General features: G+C 42.7%; 20 protein-coding genes. 11 read left to right on the top strand and 9 right to left on the bottom strand.

The window, feature by feature from the left end; all coding sequences use genetic code 11:
- Positions 1-137 precede the first annotated feature (137 nt).
- From ACXAC4_RS22560 to ACXAC4_RS22540, 5 genes are all read left to right on the top strand, one after another.
- Entirely contained in the window at positions 138-1,694 is a 1,557-nt protein-coding gene (locus ACXAC4_RS22560; RefSeq protein WP_475165721.1) for an AbgT family transporter, read from the top strand.
- Between the two features lie 357 nt (positions 1,695-2,051).
- A complete protein-coding gene (locus tag ACXAC4_RS22555; RefSeq protein WP_475165715.1) occupies positions 2,052-2,750 on the top strand; it encodes a hypothetical protein in 699 nt (232 codons plus the stop codon).
- A gap of 10 nt (positions 2,751-2,760) precedes the next feature.
- Positions 2,761-3,483, top strand: coding sequence for an SDR family NAD(P)-dependent oxidoreductase (locus tag ACXAC4_RS22550; RefSeq protein ID WP_475165711.1), 723 nt, complete (start codon positions 2,761-2,763; stop codon positions 3,481-3,483).
- A gap of 2 nt (positions 3,484-3,485) precedes the next feature.
- A complete protein-coding gene (locus ACXAC4_RS22545) occupies positions 3,486-4,049 on the top strand; it encodes a hypothetical protein (RefSeq protein ID WP_475165709.1) in 564 nt (187 codons plus the stop codon).
- A gap of 10 nt (positions 4,050-4,059) precedes the next feature.
- Positions 4,060-5,022, top strand: coding sequence for a helix-turn-helix transcriptional regulator (locus tag ACXAC4_RS22540; RefSeq protein WP_475165707.1), 963 nt, complete (start codon positions 4,060-4,062; stop codon positions 5,020-5,022).
- A gap of 81 nt (positions 5,023-5,103) precedes the next feature.
- Here ACXAC4_RS22540 and ACXAC4_RS22535 read toward each other — a convergent pair whose 3' ends face one another.
- Positions 5,104-5,769 carry a hypothetical protein gene (locus ACXAC4_RS22535; RefSeq protein ID WP_475165704.1) on the bottom strand — a complete coding sequence of 222 codons (666 nt, stop codon included), beginning with the start codon at positions 5,767-5,769 and terminating at the stop codon, positions 5,104-5,106.
- A 90-nt stretch (positions 5,770-5,859) separates the two neighbouring features.
- The gene (locus tag ACXAC4_RS22530; RefSeq protein WP_475165703.1) at positions 5,860-6,342 is read right to left on the bottom strand and encodes an N-acetyltransferase family protein; all 483 of its coding nucleotides are present in this window, start codon (positions 6,340-6,342) and stop codon (positions 5,860-5,862) included.
- Positions 6,343-6,456: 114 nt separating this feature from the next.
- Between ACXAC4_RS22530 and ACXAC4_RS22525 the strand changes: the two genes are divergently transcribed.
- The 6 genes from ACXAC4_RS22525 to ACXAC4_RS22500 all read left to right on the top strand — a co-directional run bounded on the left by ACXAC4_RS22525 (position 6,457) and on the right by ACXAC4_RS22500 (position 11,739).
- Positions 6,457-7,362 carry a LysR substrate-binding domain-containing protein gene (locus ACXAC4_RS22525; RefSeq protein WP_475165700.1) on the top strand — a complete coding sequence of 302 codons (906 nt, stop codon included), beginning with the start codon at positions 6,457-6,459 and terminating at the stop codon, positions 7,360-7,362.
- 110 nt (positions 7,363-7,472) lie between these two features.
- Entirely contained in the window at positions 7,473-9,203 is a 1,731-nt protein-coding gene (locus ACXAC4_RS22520; protein WP_475165699.1) for a vWA domain-containing protein, read from the top strand.
- 21 nt (positions 9,204-9,224) lie between these two features.
- On the top strand, positions 9,225-9,860 hold the full coding sequence (locus ACXAC4_RS22515; RefSeq protein ID WP_475165696.1) for a sigma-70 family RNA polymerase sigma factor: 636 nt from the start codon (positions 9,225-9,227) through the stop codon (positions 9,858-9,860).
- Entirely contained in the window at positions 9,857-10,588 is a 732-nt protein-coding gene (locus ACXAC4_RS22510; RefSeq protein ID WP_475165694.1) for a hypothetical protein, read from the top strand. The genes ACXAC4_RS22515 and ACXAC4_RS22510 overlap by 4 nt, the downstream gene beginning before the upstream one ends.
- Before the next feature lie 28 nt (positions 10,589-10,616).
- Positions 10,617-11,048, top strand: coding sequence for a GNAT family N-acetyltransferase (locus ACXAC4_RS22505; RefSeq protein WP_475165692.1), 432 nt, complete (start codon positions 10,617-10,619; stop codon positions 11,046-11,048).
- 70 nt (positions 11,049-11,118) lie between these two features.
- On the top strand, positions 11,119-11,739 hold the full coding sequence (locus tag ACXAC4_RS22500) for a DsbA family protein (protein WP_475165689.1): 621 nt from the start codon (positions 11,119-11,121) through the stop codon (positions 11,737-11,739).
- 1,057 nt (positions 11,740-12,796) lie between these two features.
- On the opposite strand, the gene ACXAC4_RS22495 is transcribed toward ACXAC4_RS22500, so the two are convergent.
- The 7 genes from ACXAC4_RS22495 to ACXAC4_RS22465 form a co-directional block, all read right to left on the bottom strand.
- Positions 12,797-14,434, bottom strand: a complete 1,638-nt coding sequence (locus ACXAC4_RS22495; RefSeq protein WP_475165687.1) for a DKNYY domain-containing protein — start codon at positions 14,432-14,434, stop codon at positions 12,797-12,799.
- A 794-nt stretch (positions 14,435-15,228) separates the two neighbouring features.
- Positions 15,229-16,341, bottom strand: a complete 1,113-nt coding sequence (locus ACXAC4_RS22490; RefSeq protein WP_475165684.1) for an esterase-like activity of phytase family protein — start codon at positions 16,339-16,341, stop codon at positions 15,229-15,231.
- A gap of 395 nt (positions 16,342-16,736) precedes the next feature.
- Positions 16,737-19,121 carry a TonB-dependent receptor domain-containing protein gene (locus tag ACXAC4_RS22485; RefSeq protein WP_475165681.1) on the bottom strand — a complete coding sequence of 795 codons (2,385 nt, stop codon included), beginning with the start codon at positions 19,119-19,121 and terminating at the stop codon, positions 16,737-16,739.
- A 229-nt stretch (positions 19,122-19,350) separates the two neighbouring features.
- Positions 19,351-20,715: a sulfite reductase subunit alpha gene (locus tag ACXAC4_RS22480; RefSeq protein WP_475165676.1), complete on the bottom strand. Its 1,365-nt coding sequence runs from the start codon at positions 20,713-20,715 to the stop codon at positions 19,351-19,353.
- 21 nt (positions 20,716-20,736) lie between these two features.
- On the bottom strand, positions 20,737-21,561 hold the full coding sequence (locus ACXAC4_RS22475; RefSeq protein ID WP_475165673.1) for a DUF4198 domain-containing protein: 825 nt from the start codon (positions 21,559-21,561) through the stop codon (positions 20,737-20,739).
- 8 nt (positions 21,562-21,569) lie between these two features.
- Positions 21,570-22,082 carry a DUF2271 domain-containing protein gene (locus ACXAC4_RS22470; RefSeq protein ID WP_475165669.1) on the bottom strand — a complete coding sequence of 171 codons (513 nt, stop codon included), beginning with the start codon at positions 22,080-22,082 and terminating at the stop codon, positions 21,570-21,572.
- A 10-nt stretch (positions 22,083-22,092) separates the two neighbouring features.
- Entirely contained in the window at positions 22,093-22,689 is a 597-nt protein-coding gene (locus ACXAC4_RS22465) for a PepSY-associated TM helix domain-containing protein (RefSeq protein WP_475165668.1), read from the bottom strand.
- Between the last annotated feature and the right edge of the window lie 177 nt (positions 22,690-22,866).

The following is a 22,866-nucleotide window of genomic DNA, read 5'->3' as shown; positions in this document are numbered from 1 at the left end:
TCTCGCTTTTATGTGGTTTTATCTTGTTTGTTTCTGATTTGTGACAAAATCATTAAACTATTTGCGCTATTACTGCTCTAAGTGGGTTAATGCTGAACAAAGAGCATAATTAAAATAACAAAATAGGAAGTAAAAAGGTGTCGACAAGTGAAGTAGCTCAGCCGAGCAGCGGTGGTGTCATCGCATTTATAGAAAAGGCAGGTAAAAAAATACCCGATCCCATCATTATTTTTATGTGGTTCTTGGTATTCGTATTTGCCTTAACCGCATTAATAGGCGGCTTAACGTTCGAAACGCAAAGTGCCGATGGCAGCGCCATAACCCATACCATCAAAAACATGACAGAAGCCGAACATGTCCGTTGGGTATTTGATAATGCCCTGCTGAATAATTGGCTCGGTTTTGGTGGCGGCGTATTAGGGGTTATCTTAATCGTGATGCTAGGTGTTGGTGTGGCTGAAAGCTCTGGCTTATTCAATGCCCTTATCAAAAAAATTGGTACACGTTTAAACGAGAAGTTCTTAGCGCCAGCGCTTATCTTTTTAGGGATCATGAGCTCAATCGCAACCGATGCGGGCTACCTTATTCTTATTCCTTTAGCCGGTCTTTTGTATGCGGGTCTTGGTAAAAACCCGATGATAGGTATGGCGGCTGCATTTGCCGGTGTATCAGCAGGGTTCAGCGCTAACTTAATCCCAGCCACGCCAGTGGATGTGATCATTGGTTTGAATGCACAAATTTTTGCTGAATCTCAAGGAATTCCTTTCCAAGCAGCAGATGGCAGTGCACTTACGCCAGCAACCATGCATTACTACTTTATTTTTGTCTCGACCTTTATGCTGGTGGGATTAGGTGCTTGGGTAACCAAGAAGTTCATCGAACCTAAGTTTAAAGACATGCCTTATGACTTACCTGAGGGCATGGACTTGTCTGATTTCTCTGTGACTGAAGACGAGAAAAAAGGTCTTCGCGCCGCATTCTGGGGCTTGCTTGCCTCAATAGGTGTAGTAGTTTTGTTGGCGCTAGGACCGCTAGCTCCATACGAAAATGAAGCGGGTAAAACTGTGACGCCTTATTTAAATAATGTGATCTTGTTGATCACCTTTATTTTTACCTCTGTGGGTGCTGCTTTTGGTGTCGCAACAGGTAAATTTAAAAGCCTGATGGACGTAGTAAAAGCCATGGTCGCGCAAATGAATACCATGGGCTACATCTTAGTCCTTACCTTCTTCTGTTATAACTTCTTAGGTATTTTAGGTTACTCAGGCTTAGGCACATACATCACTTATTTAGGTGCAAGCGGTTTATCTGCGATGGGCCTACAAGATTCCCCAATTATGTTGATTATCGGTTTTGTATTAACCACAGCACTGATTAACTTATTCGTTGGTGGTCTTACGTCAAAGTGGATGCTATTGGGCCCAATATTCGTACCTATGCTGTATGCAGTAAACCCAGCCATGACGCCAGAGCTTGTCGCTGCTGCGTATCGAGTTGCAGACTCATCAACAAATATCATCACTCCGATGATGACGTATGCCGGCGTTATTCTAGCGTTTATGCGTAAGTACAATAAAAACCTGAGTTTTGGTGATGTGATCACCATGATGATCCCTTACTCACTGACCTTCTTAGTATTCTGGACTGGTTTATTAATCGCGTTCTTCGCGTTCAACATGCCGTTTGGGTTCTAAGTGCAAAATACACGTTGCGCAGCAAGGTTACTTTTGCGCAACGTGAAATGAGCAAGTTTAACCGCTGTTACGTGTAACTTAGTTGGTAGCGGCGGTTATAAACCGCGATCTATAGTCGTGTAGGTCGTGCTTTAGCGCGACACATCTTAGTCATCCAGTTTATCTATTCTGCGCGATATAAAATCGCGCCTACAAAGTAGCAATCTACTCGAACTCTACTTGTAGGTGCGGCTTTATGCCGCGCTTTCTCTTTGGTTCTAAAACGCACAGCAAAGCTCAATTTGGCGTAAATATTCAATTCACCTGCTTTGCAAATTCATACACTGGCTCAGTAATTATCATTCAGGAAATGAAAGCATGAGCCTACTGACCGCAAATAACTTATTTGCCTCTGCAAAAAGTTACGACTTAACGCTGCAAAACCCAAGACCGACCTTTTTTATGACTATGTCGCTGAGTGTCGACAACCAGTCCGTATTACACATTTGCCGTAAATGGTTTGCTGTCGGGCAAGACCCAGTAGCCACCGAGACACTAGCTTGGTCTGTCGCAAATGGGTTACATCGTCTTGAGATGGCACAACCGAGTTTAAATGAAACAGGGTTGCTCTTTCATAAGTCAGGGGAGGGGGAATTTGTGTTAAACAGTCCGAAAACACAATTACAACGTAAAACCAAGACTAATCGTTTTTCGCACGAGCCTGCATCGTTATTAAGTATCCCTTTTGAGGTGGCTAAACGTTGGGATGCACTCAAAGCTGGTGAGGCGTTTTACTTTGATTATGTGGTACTCAAAGTTCAAGCACACACCAAAATAAAAGTGCAAGCCAGGGCCGAAAACGATCAGCTTGTTGTTAAAGTCATGCCAGCTTCTTGGTTGTGGCGATTAGTGTTTGGCTCGACTCGATTTTATTTTGATAAAGACAAACCAGTACTCAGAAAAATAACCGGTTTGATTGAACCTAGAGACAAAAAACACAACGGAAAATATAAAGAGTACCTTGCTAACGTCGAGCTTGAGCAAGGACTAGATCTCAGTGCATTGGTAAAGTTATAAGGACATGAGCATGACGAAAACGATTTTAATCACAGGCGGCACTCGCGGGATCGGCGCGCAACTTGTTGAGCAGTATTTACAAAAAAACTATCAAGTTATTGCCACTGGAAGTAATCCAAATTCAGTTGACCAAGCTCGCAAGCTTAACCCTCAAGTACATTGGTTGGTCTGTGATTTATCAGTGCTCAGTGATGTTGAAACACTGGCAAATAAGCTCGAGGCTACGAAATTAGACCTTGTTATTCACAATGCAGGGGTGCAACAACCCAGAAACTATGTATCGAGCGCCCTGTATGAAGTAACAGAGCAACAAGAAACGATGATTAATCTTACCTCGCCCATGTTGCTGACACGTTTACTATTTAAAAATGTACAAAGTGCTCAGGGGACTTGGGTATTTGTCACATCAGGCTTGGCCATTGCACCAAAACAAAGCTCGGCGGTGTATTGTGCTAATAAAGCGGGCTTACGGGTTTTTAGTAAGTCTTTACGAGCTCAGATCACTCAAAACAATCAGCAAGTCCGAGTTTGTGAGGCTATTTTACCTTTGGTCGATACAGATATGACAAGAGGGCGTGGTAGGGGGAAAATCTCTCCAGAGCAAGCTGCAAGAGAAATAATGGCAGGTATTGAACGTCACGATAAAGAAATCAGAGTGGGTAAAACCAAATGGTTGATGCGCCTGAGACGCTTGTTTCCCAACCTTGCTGAAAGTGTCATGTTGAGGGCGTAATTATGCGTAAGAATAATCAAAGTATCGCAACCAAGGTGCTGTCTTGGCTAAAACGAAATGGCAGTAAACCTAAAGCAGTGCCTATGCTTGCAGGCCTCTCGATTGGCGACTTTTTTATACCTGCGTTACCGACGCAAACCTCAGTGATGTTGCTCGCTTGGTTGCAACCTCAACAACGGGTATTTATCGCTTTGCTATTTGCAATGGCAGCAGTTATAGGTAGTGGCATATTGATTGGTTTAAGCTTGTTGCTCGAGAGCTTTATTCAGGCATCTATTCCAAGCGAGCAATCAGATTTTTATGCAAAGTGGTTACAGCTAAAAGCATGGATAAACGATTATGGCTTGCTGGCCTTGTTTGCCATGTCTGTGTTTCCAACACCGCCACGAAGTTTAGTAATACTCAGTATTTTGTCAGGACTGTCTGGTTTGGCCATCATGATAACGGTCTTTCTAGGTAAATTACTTTGGTTCTCATTGGTGGTATTTATCGTCACAAGCGCGCCAAATTGGTTGATGTCATTACCTTGGCTTGGTAAAAAACTACAACCTCTCTTAACGCGCTAGGAGTTTTAAAATGAGTGCATCTGCGAGCAAAAATGCGGCTTTTGCAAGCCAAGCTATGATGGATATATTACGTGCAGGTGCAAAACTGAACGGGTTTGCCATTGAACCTTCTGTCAAAGCGGTAAACCAAAGCAAAGTACCTATTACTTCTAAACGAGCTTTACTACAGGCTTTTGTTGATAAGTATGGCATCGAGAATATTTTAAAGTTGGGACAAGGTGTGTCTCAACTGTTACATACACCGCTGAGTATGGCCTTGTTAGTTGGCTCAGAGCCACAAAGTTTATTATCTAAATGGCATCGACTTGAGCGCTATGTGCATGCTTTGCATTACACTGAAAGCGATTTCAGCCAAGGTCAAATTAATATAAAGCACCTTTCACGAGGCGAGCAGCCGCCAAGTTTGCTCGAAGATTTAGCCGTGATGAGTGTGTTATGTGCACTGTTATCTCACTGTGGCGCCAGCAAAATAACCTTGTCTGGTAAGGCCAACAGCGAAACTTTACTATTTGATTTTGAGGCGCAAACTACTTTGTGCGAGTCGATACAAGCTTATTCTAGTTGGGTGATCCGTTATGAGCCTTGCGCTCGCCATAAACAAAATAGTCTGCCCCTATTTGCAAATGATGACGAACAAGCTCTATTAGCCAGTTGGCAGAGCAAAGTCGAACAGGCGATTATCGCAACAGGATTTGTTGAAACTACTATTGATAAAGTCGCCATGCAGGTTTGTGTTTCATCGCGCAGCTTACAACGGCACTTGCAGCAAGAAAACCTGAAGTTTGCGCAATTATTGCAACAGGAAAGGGTGAAATATGCTGCCAAACTGCTCATGCAAAAACAAACGAGTTTGGCTGAAATTGGCTTCTTATGCGGTTTTAGCGATCAAGCTCATTTCACTCGTATCTTTTCTCAATGTAACGGCATGACACCTAAGGCATATCTTGAGATGGCTGATACCTTGCCCGTTTAATTATTTGCAAAGTAATGAGGTGCCGGTAAACAGAGTTGCCGGCACAAGCCATCCTATTCTTAAATTGAGTACAACGACTCATTAAAGTTTTGAACCAGCGAATACAGCTTTATCAATTGTGGCTATGGGGTAATCTGCTTGGCTAAGTTCTTTCACCTCTAAGTAGGCCATCCTGCCTAAAAGCCTTTCAGGTGCGGGTAAAATGCCGCTAAAATCCTGCAAGTGAGTTGCGTCTTTGTTTAACGTCATCGTAATAGGGTTCATAAAAAACATCATGCCTATGGAGCCCGGACCTACTTCAATGATTAACGAATTGGATGTCTCGGCGATGAGTTCAAACTCAAATGGCGCAAGCTTTTTTGCCTTTATGATTGGGCCATGACACTTTATGCTTTTCCCCGCTTTGAGCTCTTTGAAGTACGCCTTCGCAAACTCAGGAAATAATTCAGGAATACAAATTGGAAGACTACTTCGTTTGTCTTGCCAAAGCATTCTGTTGGTACTATCAAAAGCAATCACCTTGCTGTGTGTGATGCTCAAACGTCCTAACTGTGAGGCATGGCCTTGCAGGACTTGAAGGTCAAGGCCAGTTTGATGCCATGAAACCTGAGTGTCGTACATCAAGGTGTTGTTATCGTGTACACGATAAGATTTGCTGTTATTAGCTATATGTGAAGTTAGTTGGGTTGTTGCATTAGCCGACAGAGCGAAGAGCAAAGCGGCTAAGGGTAGGGCGGTATTTTTCATTGTGATCGCTTAATTATCAGTTTTGATATTAAAAGCGTAATCAAATAGGAAAAGGATTAATTGAAGATATCCGCCACACTTTGGGAATGGTTACTTCTGTGCAAAATTCACCAGCGTTTCACCACTCATGCGATAACCAATCCACTCATGTTGTGGCTCAGCGCCTAATGATTCGTAGAACTCGCGAGAAGGCGTATTCCAATCTAAACAGCTCCATTCAAATCGGCCACAGCCTTTTTCAACAGCGATTTGAGCTAAACGTTTAAGTAGCGCAATACCTGCACCTTTGCCTCGGTGTTCTGGTGACACGTATAAATCTTCAAGATAAAGTCCAGGCTTTGCTAGCCAAGTTGAGTAGTTATAGAAATACACTGAGAAACCAATGGCTTCACCGTCTAATTCACAAATTAAACCATGCACACCACTGTGCTCTGCGAACATGCTCGACCTAATGGTTTCTGGTGTAGCTAACACTTCATGCTCTGCTTTTTCATAAATGGCGAGCTCTTTAATGAAATATAAAATAGTGTCGATGTCGGTGACTTCAGCAGGTCGAATAGTAAGTTGTGACATAGCGCTTCCTCTTAGAGCGTATTCGCTCGGTATTTACTTTTTAAATATATTAACCGAACAAAATAATGAAACCAGTGCATAATGTTCATAGTTAAATGAATACGGTGCAGGTTTATGGATCTCAAACAGTTTGACCTCAATTTATTACTGCTGTTCGATAAGCTTTATCAATATCGGTCGGTCTCAAAGGCCGCTGAGTCGTTATATTTAAGTCAGTCTGCGTTTAGTCACGGCTTAGCTAGGCTTAGAAAACGTCTAGACGATCCTTTATTTATTCGAGTGAATAATCAAATGCAGGCGACTGAAAGAGCTGAGCAATTAGCCCAGTATGTAAAGCAAGCCTTGCCGTTACTAGAGCTCGGACTAGGTCAAGCAAGCGGATTCGACGCAAGTCACAGTGAGAAAACATTCCGTATCGCCGCGACCGATTACACTGAGTTTTGTTTTTTGCCTAAATTAACTCGGCACTTTGCAAAACAAGCGCCGCATATTCAGATTGAGATCTTGCCAGCCAGCCCTTTACCAATTAAAGAACAGTTGGAGCAGCGAAACTTAGATTTCGTATTAGGCTTTCAGCATGATGAACACCCGCAAGCCGGTGTTGAGCAGCTTGCTTGGTTCAGCGACAGTTACAGTACCTTAGTGTGTAAAGCGCACCCGAGAATAAAAAATGCGCTGTCTCTAGAGCAATTTTTACAAGAGCAGCATATACGCATCGCACCGTGGGGAGAGTCACAAGGTATTGTCGACCAAGTATTAGCGAATTTAGGTCATAAGCGTCATGTTGCGTGTCAGCAAACCAGTGTACTTGTAGCACCGCACCTAGTGCCAGGCAGCGAGTATTTATTAACCCTGCCGACTCAAGTTGCCAAACAAGTACTGCAAGGGCAAAAACTAACACGATTACCACCACCAATCACGGTGCCAGACTATCATTTACAGCTTTATTGGCACCCTTTAAAAGCCAGTAATCAGGCCAATAGATGGTTTGTAGAGCAAGTTAAAGCCCTGTTTTTATAGGCTTAATCAAAACAGACAAAGCCGGGGTGAAAAAACTTTAAAAATAATTAACCCCCTAATTCATAGTCGTCCGTTTATAGCAGTAAACCTTCTATAAAAAGAGACAGCATATGAAAACCAACAAAACTTTAATTGCATTAACCCTTGGCGCTTTGTTTAGTTCTTTGCTTATGACTGGCTGCTCGAACCAAGACAGCAAGAGTGAACAAACGGCGCAAAAAAACCAAGAACAATCGCAACAAGAGCGTAAATCAGACCAAGAAGCCGTAGAAAAAATTATGGTGACGGGCAGTCGTGTTGCAAAAGTGCAAGCTGATGGCTCAGCCATTGGTACTGAGGTTGAATATATGCAGATTAGTCAACCACAGCCTTTAATGGCCGCGCCTGTAATGCGAAAAAGAATTGCACCGCCAGCCCCTGAGTTTTTTGCTCATCCTGAGGATCGTGATAATTACCTACCGAGCGACAGCAATGGGGTATTTCAAGCCGCAACCACCCCTCTGTCGACCTTTTCGGTGGATGTAGACACGGGCAGCTACGCCAATATTCGCAGTTATTTAAATATGGGGCAGATGCCACCTACCGATGCTGTACGTGAAGAAGCCTTTATTAATTACTTTGATTACAACTACAACGTGCCGGAAGACAAATCGCAGCCGTTTGCGACTTTCACTGAGTTGGCTCCAGCTCCTTGGAATGATGAACGCCATATTTTGCGTATCGGCCTGCAAGGTTATGACTTACCGGCAAGTGAAAGAAAGCCATCGAATCTGGTGTTTTTAGTGGACGTGTCTGGGTCGATGCACGACAAAAATAAACTGCCTTTATTGGTGCAAAGCCTAACTATGATGGTAAAGCAGCTATCAGCCCGCGATACCGTGAGTTTAGTGACTTACGCTGGTAATGTGCAGGTGGTGTTAAGCCCTACTAAAGGCAAAGAAAAGCAAACCATCATAAATGCCTTAAAAGAGCTCAAAGCAGGGGGCGGCACCTATGGTGAGAGCGGCATTAAAATGGCTTATCAAGAAGCGAAAAAAGCCTTTATTAAGGGCGGTGTGAATCGAGTGATTTTGGCCACTGATGGTGACTTTAATGTTGGTACCACAAGTATAGAAGCGTTAAAAGACTTGATCGCAGAGCAGCGCAAGCAAGGTATTTCGTTAACGACATTAGGTTTTGGACGAGGCAATTACAACGACGCCATGATGGAGCAATTAGCCAACATAGGGGATGGTAATCACGCTTATATTGATACCCTACATGAAGCACAAAAAGTCCTGCTAAGACAAATGAGTGGCACACTGCAAAGCATCGCCAATGACGTGAAAATTCAACTTGAGTTTAACCCCGCCGAGGTTAAAGAATATCGTCTGATCGGTTATCAAAATCGCTTATTAAAAGACGAAGACTTTAATAACGATAAAGTCGATGCCGGTGAAATTGGGGTAGGCCATACCGTTACGGCATTATATGAAGTAACACTGACAGGTAATAAAGGGCAAGTGGATGAGCTGCGTTACCAGCAAAAGAAAATGGTCAGTACCAGTGATGAATTACTTCATGTGAAAATTCGTTATAAATTACCGGGCGACACTGAGAGTAAACTGATCAGCCAAGTGGTCAATAAACAGCAGGTGTTACCAGACTTTAATAGCGCCAGCTCCGACTTTAAATTTGCAACCTCAGTGGCAGCATTTGCTCAAAAGCTTAAACAAAGCCAGTACCTTGGTGACATGAACTATCAAGATATTGCCAGTATTGCGCGGGCAAATAGAGGGGAGGATCCGTTTAACTATCGCGGTGAATTTGTTAACTTGGTCGAATTGGCCAGTTCATTATAACGCATAGAAACTTTAATATTTATGACTCAAATCGCGCAATTACAATCAGACACGGACGAAGCGCTGATGCTCAGCTATGGCAAAGGCTGCCAAGCCGCCTTCGCCGAGTTATACGGCCGACATAAAGGACCAATGTATCGTTATGTGTGTCGTCAATTAGGTGCAAAGCATCAGGCTAAAGCTCAAGAGCTATTTCAAGAAATCTGGCTTAGAGTCATCGATAATCGGGCCAGTTATACGGTTGAGGCTAAGTTCAGCACTTGGCTTTACCGCATCGCCCATAATTTGTTGATTGATGAACACAGAAAACACACCGCGCGCGGTGAGCATCTAGTATTGGTTGATGAGGCGCTTAATAGTAACGATAGTGAGTCACCTGCTGTGCTAAGTTCAAGCCAAGACAATCACGAAAGCGAGATACATAATGACTTTTTGCAACGGGCGATTAAACACTGTGTAGAATTACTGGTACCACAGCAAAGAGAAGCATTTTTGTTGCGCCATGAAGCCGGATTTAGCGCAAGCCAAGTATGCGAAATTGTTGAGGCAAAACCCGAAACCGTGAAAACACGATTACGCTATGCCATGTCACAACTAAGAGATTGTTTGCATCGCAAAGTAGACGCATCAGAAACAGGGGGCGCACGACAAGCATGAATAAGCAATTTAGTGATGACGAACTCATCAAGCTTTATCAGCAAAATAACGATGCGATGCCGCCTAAACATATCGATGACACTATTTTAGCGCGTGCTGCAGATGCCGTTAATTATGAAAATAAAGTTTTTGATCAAAAAATATTTGGCAACAACGACTTAGGGCGTAAATCGCAAGCGAAAAAAGCAACAAAAACCTCAAGCAGGTGGTGGCAATACTCAGGACTCGCAGCTGCCATCGTCGCCGTAGCCGTGTTAGCGCCTTGGCAGTATTACCAAGATCCTATGTTAGTTTCAGTTGAAGTGCCTGCGATGCCAAAAGCGAAGCAAGCACAAGAAAGTGCCCCTCAAATTGAGCGAGTAGAGATACTTGCTGAAGACGTGCAAATGGAACGAATAGAAGTCACAGGCGCGAGAATTGAGCGCGCAGCGCCAGAGCAAAAAGCGCGAGCTGTTCAGGCTGTCTCGCCTGTTATGTATGGCATTAATTTGTCTGAGCCAAATGCCAAGCTAAACACCAAGTTTAAAGATATTTTGGCAAAGCTAGAAAACAAAGATGAAGCAGGTGCCCAAAGCGCATTAATTAAGCTACTTAAAGAGAAGCCTGAATACCATGATGATATTCCAGAGCCATTAGAAGACTTATATCAAGCGCTTGTAAAAAGTGGCAAAATTGAGCGCCCAGAAACGTCGTCAAAATCAGACGATAAATCGAAAGGTAAGAATTAAAGATTGTGGCTTTATTAGATGAACAAATATGTACGAAATTAAACAAGGTCAACTCAGCGATATTTTGGCTATAGAAACCAATATCCCTGAGTTTGGCACACCAAAAACACTAGAAATCATAAAGCAAAGACTAGCTGGTAAAACCTATTTACTGCTGGTGGCTTATCACAATGAGCAACCTGTGGGATATAAATTGGGTTATGCGCTGAGTCACACGGTTTTTTATAGTTGGTTAGGTGCAGTTATGCCTGAGCATAGAGGGCATGGTCTCGCTCAGAAAATGCTCAACGAGCAAGAAGCTTGGTTAAAAGCGCAAAATTATCAAGCGGTGCAGGTTAAAACTATGAACCGCTTTCGAGCTATGCTCGCCATGTTAGTGAAAAACCACTACCACATCATTGATATTGAGCCCGGTGATACGTCACTCGACAACAAAATACGCTTTGAGAAAGTGTTTTAATCTTTACCGACTCGAACACTGTCTTCTAAGTTAAAAACCTAGATAAAAAGCTAAAAGGAAAGTAAAAACAATGCGGTTTATTTATGTGGTCGACCCCATGTGCGCTTGGTGTTATGGCTTTGCGCCTGAGCTTGCGGCATTTTTAAAGCAGCACCCAGAGATTAAAGTTGACTGGATCATGGGCGGTCTAGCCCCCGATAACGACCAACCAATGGATGAAAGCCTGCGCACCGCAATTGCCAGCTACTGGCAGCAAATAGAGCAACGCACGCAAGTAAGTTTTAATCACGATTATTGGCAGTTAAACACCCCATATCGCTCTACCTACCCAGCCTGTTGCGCCGTGATAGCAGCAGAAATTTTAAGCCCCAACAGTGCAGAGCTCATGGTTAAAGCCATTCAATCTGCGTATTACCAAAAAGCACAAAACCCGTCTTTACAACAAACGCTTGTAGAATGTGCGCTAAGCATAGGTTTGGATGGCGCTGAGTTTGAAAAAGCGCTGTTATCGGCTGAAACTGAAAGTCAGTTACAGCAACATTTGGGCTTAGTGCAACAGCTTAGAGTGAGTGGTTTTCCGGCGTTGTTTTATGTGAATGATAATAATGAAGCGTTTGCTTTGGCGTTGGGGTTTTGTGAGGTGGGGGATTTAGAAGAAAGATTTAATAAGTGCAAAAACAACATTGCATAGCAAGGTGAGTTTTCGTGTGTAGGTCGTGCTTTAGCGCGACAGGCTTGAAAGCAGCCTTCAATTAAACCTTTTGTCGCGCTGGCGACGGCAACTATTAGCACTTGCTCAGTTGGCTGTATTTTCGGTAGCAGCGGCTTTACGTCGCGATTTCTAACTGTCTTTCGTCATTCTGAACTTGTTTCAGAATCTATGCTTTGTTCATCATTTATCTTCAATTTTACTTTTTGTCGCGTTGGCGACGACAACCAAGGGGAGGCTGCCGCCAGTCTCCCCTTGGAACCCCTCGGCGCCCTTCATCACACTAGATCCTTCAAAGAATAAATTGATATGAACGTACACGCCATGAAGGTACGTCCATGTACAAGCATGGCTTGGCTCGCATCCATGCGAGCGCATTACTCATCAATTCATTATTTTCAGGGTGTGATAAAAGGGAAGGGGAGTTGCCTGTTGGATTTGAGGAAAGGTTACAGATATGTAATATCTGTCACCAAAAATTCGAGAATTTGTATTTCGGTAGCAGCGGCTTTATGCCGCGACTTATCGTGCAAAATAAACGTTGCGAAGCAAGGCTACTTTTGCGCAAGGTGAATTTTTCTTATGTAGATCGTGCTTTAGCGAGACGGGTCTGAAACCGGCCTTCAATTTAACCTTTTGTCGCGTTGGCGACAGCAACCAAAGAGGGGCTGCCGCTGGCCCCTCTCTGGACTCACCCAGCGCCCTTCATCACACTAAATCCTTCAAACAATAAATTGATATGAACGTACACGCCATGAAGGTACGTCCATGTACAAGCATGGCTTGACTCGCATCCATGCGAGCGCATTACTCATCAATTCACTATTTTCAGGGTGTGATAAAAGGGAAGGGGAGTTGCCTGTTGGTTTTGTGTTTTGGTTTGAACAGTAAAAACCTGAACCCATTGTTTTTTTTAAACTCGACTACATCCAAATAAAAAAGCCCCGAAAACGAGGCTATTTGTATGGCAATTTTTAGGCTTTTAGAGGTTCAAAAAATGCAGATTATGCCCCCACTTTTGGTTCAATTCATATGCCTACTAAGAATTACCTTTTGACTCATTCTGTCTTAACCAAAGGTTACTTAGCTTTCCATTGTGCTTAATGGCGTGCACCAAAATAAAGCCATATTGGTCAAGCAAAAACAGCTCTTGCTTATCACTTTGCTCTTTTGTTTGGGTTGTCCTGATCCAATAGCCATCTTGATACTCTATATCAAACTTTTCTTGTATAGGGTTATCACTGTATCCATATACTTTTGAATGCTTGCATTTCCCTAACTGAAAAGTACATTCAAAAGGGGCGTAGTCAATTTTTGAAGCGCCCCTAAATAAAGACTCTGAAGTTAAAAGAGTCTCACCTTTAAGTGATCTTTGTTGGACCAAAGCACCAAAGTGATCCAATGTATGAAGTACAAAATTGGCCGTGTTATTTTCAAAATTTCTTAATTCATACAATACATGTTTTCTCGGAACTGCAGGCGTGTAAAGTTCAAAACTAAAACCAGCCTCTAATTTTGAAAGGTCAATCTGTTCTACAGTCTCTGGTGTTAAATATTGTCCTTCGTATGTAGACTTTTGCTCTTCAAGAATAAGCTGTAACTTATCGTCTAGCGCTTGAATGTTGAGTTGTTTCATTTTTAACAAATTACCCACCATTTTAGAAACGCTTTCGTTGATTTCTTTTGGTGTAAGGCGCTTTCCTAAATCAACGCCATCAAATACCGACACCTGCGCATTTTGCTCTTTTTTTGATGAGGATTTGTAAGTCTCGCAGTCGACTTTTTCAGATTTATAGTAACAGTTTTGAGTATCAGTCCCTTTCTCGTAACCACTAAGGCGGAATAATTTACGGTTAGCACCTTCAAGTAGTTTTCCTTCAAAATATACGCCTTGGATATTTTTTGCATAGCCATAACGTAAAGGCTCAAAGTCCTTAGTACTCACACCCACTAACAGCTTATCTCTAAAGAATACATTATCGTCATTTTCAGCATAATCATAACTCAGCACATCAAACCCTTTAGAACTAACTTGTGCTAATTTTTTGCCCTCAAAATATACATTTTTGTTGTCTACTGAATAATCCCAGCTTTTATCTTTAAATTTTTTAGGATTCGCATCTTCTAATTTAATTCCTTTATAAAACACACATTTATTGTCTTTTATGTACGAGGTGTCCTTTAAAACTTTAAGACTGTTAGCATCACAAGGTGTGAAGCTTATTTCGCCCATGTTTATAAATACCCTCCCCTGACTTAATATATACAGCTGATCTAAGAGTTCTGCGGATGGATTTAATAGCTTCGCATCTTGGGCTGAAACGCCTTTTATAGGTTGTGCCCTATAAAAAAGATGGTTTTTATCTTTTGAGACTAAATCAGACAGTACCTCAAAACTGGCAGGATCAGCGAATGGCACGGTTTTACCATAGTGATAAACATAGTTTTTATCTTTTGCGTACCCTTTAGCATCTAAGACCTCAAAGGTGTTCACATCCGCATTTGATACTGTACGACTAATTACTTTTTGAGGCATATTTGCTAACGAAGCAAAAGGATTACCATCACCGTACAACACTTTGTTATTTTCTTTATCAACATAATACCCCTGATACACAGGAGTACTTAAACACGCACTCAATAGAGTGGTTAAAACGAGTATTAATAAAACTCTCATTGTTTTCTTCTTATAATTGATGGAATTAAAACATTAAATTAGGTAAGCCTTTAAGAATGAAGGGCTTATGTTAATTTAACTTGCGTAATTTATAGAAATAAGGAACAAATAACAAGGCGGGCATTACTAAACTAAAAAAAGTTGTAAATCAAAGTGGGTCACAAATCAAAGGTTCAGAGTAGTTGATCTTTGGCTTTGATTCCATTTACTAGAAACGAATCAATGGGGTCAGAGTCGTTGATTTTGGATTTTGATCCCATTTACAAGAAACTACAGGTTCAGGTTTGCATTTGTAGTATTTAGGGTCAAAGAGTTTGGCCTTATGAGCTATAAGATAAGTCGATCTTGACCTTAACTCCATAACCCACAGACAACACCCTTTCCCTTTTATCACACCCTGAAAATAATGAATTGATGAGTAATGCGCTCGCATGGATGCCGACAGGCCCAAGCTTCAGGGATGAATTTCTGCAAGAGGCTAAATTGAAATGCTTAGCCTCCCCTTGGTTGAAGTCGCAAACGCGACAAAGGGTAAATTGAAGGCAAATTTCAAGCCTGTCGCGCTAAAGCACGACCTACATAAATCCCGATAGATTACTCCACAACAGTATTTAAAATTGAAGGCAGATGTTGAACCAAACATAGATTCAGAAACAAGTTCAGAATGACGAAAAGTAGTTAGCAGTCGCGGCATAAAGCCGCTGCTACAGGAAAAGTATTACGCAGCTACAGCTAAAACTGCTCATTTCACCTTGCGCAAAAGTAACCTTGCTTCGCAACGTATATTTTGCACGTTAATCCGTTACCTCAAACAACAACACCTGATTCAATTGCGGGCCATGCACATTAAAATTATTATCCGCCACCATCAGCAAACTGCGATTACCATTCGCTAAAGTTGGGCCAAACGTTAAACCCTCCAAGTTATCAATTTGCTTCGACCCTAACTTGTCGGTAATCGTGGCTAAATCTAATACCAAGGTTTTCTTCGCTGCTTTAAACGTCTGGTTTTTTAAAGAAGCAATGTTCGATGTGTCGGTTGCATCTTGCGCATCGATTAGGTAAATACTCACATTATTGCCACCGTCTTTTAACCCTGAAGTATAAGAGCGTTCCATGGTTAAAAATTGGTGTTCGCTGATTTGTAATATCTCAACTAAACCTGTGGTGCGAAATGCATCGGGTTTAGCGCCTTTGCGGTCTACCAGTGGTTCAACATAATAGGCGAACTGTTTTTGCATTTGCTTGCTGGCAAAATCAAAGTGTGAAATACGCACCATGCTGCCGTGTTTTAAAGTGGCTTCTTCACCATCTTGTTTTAGCGCGCCTTCCATCGATACCCAAATACCTTTACCCGACATATCGAGTGTTACGCCTTCAAACACTGCATTATGACGCGGGCCGGTGCTTTTACCGATATTGAACATTTTAGGCAATGCAAAAGTGGTTTGAGTTTGGTCTATGTCACCTGCGAGTGATTGCATAAAAATAGCAGGCGGCTTGTTGTATTTCACACTGCCTTCACTGGTCCAGACGATACTGTTTTGCTTTGGCGCAGGAATTAAACTTTCAGGGTCGACGACACGCTTGCTCGACTTATTACTCATCAGGGGGAGTGACTTGTCGAACGTAATATTGCTGATTTTCGTGTTTTTTACCTCAGTACCTTCGATACTGATTTTGGCCTGAAAATAGCGCGGCTTTTCATGATCATCAGCAATCATTAAATACTTGCCGTTTACGAACTCAATACTCGATAAACCACCAACTTTATCACCATCAACGCTTAGCTCTGCAGGGATTATGTATTCGTCGAGAAAGTTAAGTTTGATAGGGGTTGTGTGTGCAAAAGCATTTGTAGAAAGCGTCGCCGATAACGCTAAAGTCGAAAATATTAAATTGCGCATTGTTTTACTGTGTCGAATAAAAATCTAGACGACGAATATACGTGGCTGAAGTTCAGATTGCATCTTTTTTGGGTGAGGAGTGGCAGAAACGCAGTTTTGCAACGCAAGGAAGTGGAGGCATAGATGCCGACAGGCAGAAGCTTCAGGGGGAAATTTCTGAAAGAGGTTAAAGTGAAGGTAAACTTTAAACTTGTCGCGCTAAAGCACGACCTACATAATAAGTCGCGGCATAAAGCCGCTGCTACAGGGAAGTATCCCGCAACAGCGGCTAAAACTGCTTATTTCACGTTGTGCACAAGTAATATTGCTGCGCAATGAGAGTCCCGTGGCATTAGTTAAAACTGCTCATTTCACCTTGCGCAAAAGTAACCTTGCTACGCAACGTGTATTTTGCACTAGAATTTTACGTTCACACCTACCCAGATGTTTCTCGCTTTGTCTTTCACGTTATAGTCATCTGTAAATACCACTTCACTTACTACGCCACGGCCACTTGCATAAGTGAACTCACCGTCACCATCTAAGTCTGTGTAATCAACGCTGTAAGATGTAAAGTCAGTATCTAGTAGGTTGTTGATACGGGCAAATACAGTGACGTTTTCGTTTAGGTCGTATTTTGCACCTAAATGGAGTAGTTGGTAATTTTTGTAGTACAGCGGTTTTTCAAGCGTGCTGTCCCAACCACGGTAACGATCTGAACGTACTTCTGCGTTAAGAGTGACAGAAAACTCGTTCGTTACTTGCCAATCAAGGGTTGCGTTTGCCATGTGCTCAGCAGTATTTGTTAGTGGTTGACCTTCTTGCGGACCACTCTTTTGTTCGCTGTCAGTCCATGTGTAGTTTGCGTATAAAGACACTGCATCGTTAAATGCATAACGACCTGCGACTTCTAAACCTTGGATCTCAACTTTGTCGATGTTGATCTTCTGGCTGTAGCTGTTGTAACCCAATTCGTCGTACTGGCCTAGGTTTACACATGGTTTAACATTGCTCGTCGCAGTACAGCTTTGAATGCGGTCACCACGGGCAATTTTGTCTTCAAACTCTGTTGTGAAGTAAGTGATATTGAAGTTGTGCTCTTCACTTGGGTGATTCCAGTAAAGTGCAATTTCGTTGTTGGTACTTGTTTCAGGTTTTAGATCTGGGTTACCTGCAAACGGTGAGGTACCTTGACCGCCGAAACCAGTAATACCGTTGTATAAGTCAGTCGTTTTTGGGGTTTTATAACCTGTGCTGATCCCGCCTTTTACAGTCCAAGCTTCACCAAGTTCGTAAACACCGTATAGGCGAGGTGAAGTTTGGCTACCAAACACATCATGGTTGTCGTGGCGTACACCCACAGTAACGGTAAATGGATCAGCAATATGCCAGTTATCTTCAACAAATAGGGCGGTCATTTTGTGAGATTGTAAGCCTTGTGTCTCACCTGACTCCATACCGAATACACCGTCTTGTAATTCGCCATCAACCAGTTGTCCGCCAATCACAAATACATGGTCGCCCGCTAAATTGTCTACAGGAATATCAACACGTGCATCTAGAGTGTACTGGTTGCTATTTAGCGTACGTTTAGGGCGCGGTAAGAAAGTATGCTCAGCCAAGGCTTTACGAGCGGCGTCGTCTAAGTTTGCATACTCACCTGAGCCATCATACATGGCTTGTAATTGCTTACGCTCGGCAACTGATAGCGGCATTGTGCGACCGTTGTTGTCGGTATCAACATAAGCTAAAGAAACAAATGTAGTGAAGTCATCAAATTCACCGTTGTGTGTTAATGACCACCATGTTCTGTCGAACTCTTGATCAGCAGCATAACCGGCACGTGGGTTTACGACACCTTTGCGGTTTTGCCAGATAGATTCAATATTGTCTTTGGTGCCAAGCGGGTATGTAATGCGGCCAGTTTCAATATCGTAATTAGGTGTGTTGTCATACTCTTGATTTGATACATCGTAATCAAAGGTAATGGTGTTTTGCTCGTTTGGCGTGAATACGAATGTGGCACCTAATTGTGTGTTGGTGTTATCAACGGTTTTACCACCGCTGCCAAAACCAAGCTCACGGTGATGTACTTTACCATTAGCATCGACAGCTGGCGCAAATTCAGGATTTGACGCTTGGCGCTCGTAAATACTACCGCGTGCAGAGAAGTTAACTAGGCCTTCGATTAGCGGGCCGAAAACACTGAAATCAGTGGTAATGTCGTCACCAAATTCATCGTTTGTTTGAAAACTACGGCCAAAATCAATACTGCCAGTCCATTCGTTTAGCGACTTTTTAGTAATGATGTTAATGACACCACCCATGGCATCAGCGCCATAAAGCGTAGAAGCTGGCCCTCTGATCACTTCAATACGTTCAATGGCACTTTTTGGTGGAATGTGATTAAACGCGTTGCCACCAAAGTTGTTTGGATAAATATCACCATGGTTGTTTTGGCGTTTGCCATCAATAAGCAATAAGGTGTACTCACCGGTTAAACCACGCATGCTCACACTGCCTTGACCTGTTTTGTCGCGCGTAGTACCCACATCGACACCCTCTTGATACTTAACGGCATCAAGTAGCGTGGTGTAAGACTGACCTTGAATGTCTTCAGCGGTAATTACAGAAATACTTGCTGGTGCGTCAGGTACTTTTTGCTCAAAACCTGTTGCAGTCACAACGATGCGTTCCATGTCATCTTGTTCAGCTTTAGGTGCTTGTTGAGCCAGTGCAGAAGTGCTTAATGTCGCAGCAATAAGCGAAGAAAGTGCGCAGAGTTTAAAAGGTGTGTTCATCTTGAGAGAGCCTAGTTTATTGCTATTAATGAAATTTTTTGGGTACTGTATAGACTAAATATTTCAAAGTAAAGCTTATTGATAATTATTTTCATTATCATGTTTGGGCTGTTTGATGAGTAGTTAGATTGCTGTTTTAGTTGTTATTTCGAAGTTAAATAATAGAGGTGGAGTGTTAAGAAAGCTTAGGGGGGAGCCGCAAAGCTTTCATAATTTTGATTTAGATTACTTAATACACATCTTTACGGTAAAGACCTTGTCTTTCTAATCTTGATAATACAGGTTGACCTAATATATCAAGTAACATGCTTTCAACGTCTTTTGCCATTCCTTGTAAGCTGCCACAGATAAAAATCGCCGCACCGTTATTGACCCAGTCTTTTAACTTTGCCTGTTGCGCTAACAAGGCATCTTGTACATAGCCAGAATGACATCTGCCTACTTTTATGTTGCTATCAGCGGTCTGCCGAGAAAAAGCGAGATCGATTTCAGTTAAGTGCTTGGCATTAAACCACTCTGTGAGTTCTAGGTGCCAAGGTAAGTCATGCTCTGCGCAACGCTCACCGTAAAGCAGCCAGTTCTCATGATGTTGCTTTAGTTCTCGATGTTTTAAATGGCCTCTAAGCCCTGCTAAGCCGCTGCCATTACCGATCAAGATGAGCTTTTTATGCTCGTCTAATGGATTAAATTTAGGGTTTGCCCTGATTGAGAATGCTTGCGTACTGTCTAAATCTGCTTGATGGCATAGCCAACCAGAGCCGATGCCAAGCTCACCAGTAGGGTGTTTTTGTTCTCGCACCAATAGCTTTAAGTTTTGTTCTTGCGGCACACTAGCAATACTGTACTCGCGAACGGTATCTTTAATGTGTAAGCGCGCAATGTCACCGGCTTGCCATGTTAAATCACTTGGCACAGCGAGATTTATTTCAAATAAAGGGGCGCCTGGGCTATTGATATTTACTTGCTGACGGCCAGTAAGTTTGAGCTGCTGAATAGGTAGCTGAGTAGACGACAGCATTGAACGAGGCACAGCTTCTGCTAGCAAACCTTTGTTTAATAAGTGTGAGTACCATTCATGGATACTGTTTTCATCAAGCTTATCGACTAAAATTGGTTTAAACAAGGGTTTACAGTGTTTGCTTTGTAGTGCTTGATTGAGCGCTAGGCCAAATTGACAATATTGGTTATATGCTTTGTCTCCAAGCGCAAGAACTGCGTAATTTAGATGAGCAAGTGTGCTTTTAAATGTGTCTAATTTGCCCAGAAAATGCCTACCATTATCAGGGGCTTCGCCTTCACCATAAGTGCTGGCGATAATTAATAGGGTGTCGGCTTGTTTTAATTGTTGCTCGATCACTTGGTTAAGCGAAAAACACAGTGCAGGGTCGCCCTGATTTTTTAGTTTTACATGTAATTCACGGGCTAGTTGCTCACCAGAGCCGCTTTCACTTGCATAGGCAATGAGCGTTTTTGCGCGGCGCTGTTTATGATTTTGCCATTTAGCAACAATGACTTTGCGATAGCAAAACAGCGTAAAGGCGAAATAGCCGACCAAAAGTAGGCCGGCTTGTACAAAGGGAGATGCGTTTAGCATATTGGGTAATTAAAGCTCAAGTTAATCAGGTAAAACTTCTAACACAGCAACATAAGTACCGCGGCGCACAGTCGCAGGAGCCGCCGCTTTATTGTCTTGATATTCTGCTTCGAAGAAGTAACGGCCTGCGCCATTCCAATTAAGCGTTACAACCCCATTTTCATCTGCTTTTACGCTGATCTCTTCTTGCGCATTGCGATAGCGAGTACCTTCACGAATAGCAACGACTTCAGCGCCAACAGCAGGCTTGCCGTCAATTAAAAACTTAAACTTAGCTGCTTCGCCCGCATAAAGCTCATTTGGGTGAGTGATGGCAATCAGCTCTAGGCCTTTGTTTGTTGCTTGTAATGTTTTTTCAGTTGGTGCACCTAAAGTTACAAAGGTTTCCATACGACGAGAAAACTGGGTAACGGTTAGCTTGTCGGCATTTTTTGGTACGCGTTTTTTAAACTCTTCCATAGAGAAGGCTTCGCCACGACCTGGGTACCATTTACGTTTACCGTCTTCATACCATCTTGCAGATAGGCCACTGCTTGCAGTAAATACTTTATAAGTGCCTTCTTGGGTTAAGGCTAAATCGAACACATGGCGATATTTGCCTTTGTGCATATTCTCGACCTCAGTCGGTGTGCCATCAGGTGCATGCACTTTAACGCCCGAGAAACGACCCGGATTGTAGTTAGATAAAAAGATGTCATTCGATACCGCAGCATCAAAACTGACCCAGCGGTTTTCACCCGAAAGCTGTGTTTCTTGCGGTACGATCCAAGCTCGGTGGGCGTTTACGTTAAAACAGCTTGCAGCTAGGCCCGCCAATAATAGCGATTTAAGAAGGGTTACTTTCATGGTATTTCCTATGGGTTAATCGTGAATGAAATAGCGCCGAGCTCAGAGTTACCGGCTTGTTTAAATGTGGTTGTTTTAGTTTGCGGCCAAGTAAAAGGCAGATTAATGAGTTCGCGACCACCCACTTCGCGAGCGGCTTCAACACGCAGGCGATACTCTCCTGCTGGGAGATTTTGAAGTTGGGCTTGCTCTAAAGAAAAACGCATTTTATGTGTGCCTGGCCCGCGGGTCGCACCGCTCATGCCATCAACAGGTAGGTCGAGGCTGCGACCTGTTCTGCGCCACCACTGACGCATGTCTTTAAGCCATTTTTCGCCTTCGTTATTGCGCATATCAACGTCGTACCACACAGCTAAATTACTGACGACTTTGTTGCTGTCATTTTCAATCCAAACAGCGACATAAGGTTTGTGATATTCGGCTACTTGTAATCTTGGTAACTCAACAGAGACGTTGAGCTCGCCAGCGAAGCTCGGAGCCGCGGCCACAACAAGTAAAAGTGGGGCAATATAATGTTTCATCAAACGCTCCTTAATGCGCACTGAGAATTAAAATAATGACAGGGAAAACCGCACCTGCAACGACCAAGGGCCAAGTGCTAGGGCGTTGATTTGCATAGCGAATAAGTAACCAAAAACCACTGATTGAAAACACAATGCAAAGCACAGAAAAAAAGTCGATAAACCAGCGCCATGCTGTGCTGGTATTACGGCCTTTGTGCAAATCGTTAAGATATGAGATCACACCGCGGTCGGTGTTTTCATATACAAGCAACCCGCTATCAAGTTCGATACTCAACCAAGCATCTCCACCAGGTTTGGGCATACCTAAATACACCTCGTAGTCATCCCACTCAGCATCTGTTTTTGGGGTCGTAATGTTGTGCTCGTTTATTAAAAGCTGCCTAACGGCTTGTGGAAGTGGGCCGCTATCGCGATTGTTAAGTGTCTGTTTAATGCCTTCACTCAGCTCGACTTCTAGCGTGGTTATCACTGGCGTGGCTTTTATATCTGCGGCATGGTTGAGAGTGATCCCCGTTACTGCAAATAACAGCATACCGACCAGGCATAATGCGGATGTGATCCAGTGCCATTGTCTGACAGTGCCAAGTAAGTTTGAAAGTTTCATTATTAAATACAACGAGCTGACGACTATTTTATCTCGCGCAATTATACATATGAAACTTTAAATGAGAAGGATTTTTATTTGTGTTTATTTTGGGTTCGAAGTTGTTTTTAGAGTAATTAAGGCGAAAGATGAATATCTCAAAATGATTAAGTATTGTTACCGATAGGTATCATTTGT

The sequence above is a fragment of the Pseudoalteromonas sp. AWM4_233 genome (assembly GCF_056158285.1).
Note: the sequence above shows the minus strand (reverse complement) of the source record. Positions and strands in the feature narration are given on the sequence as shown.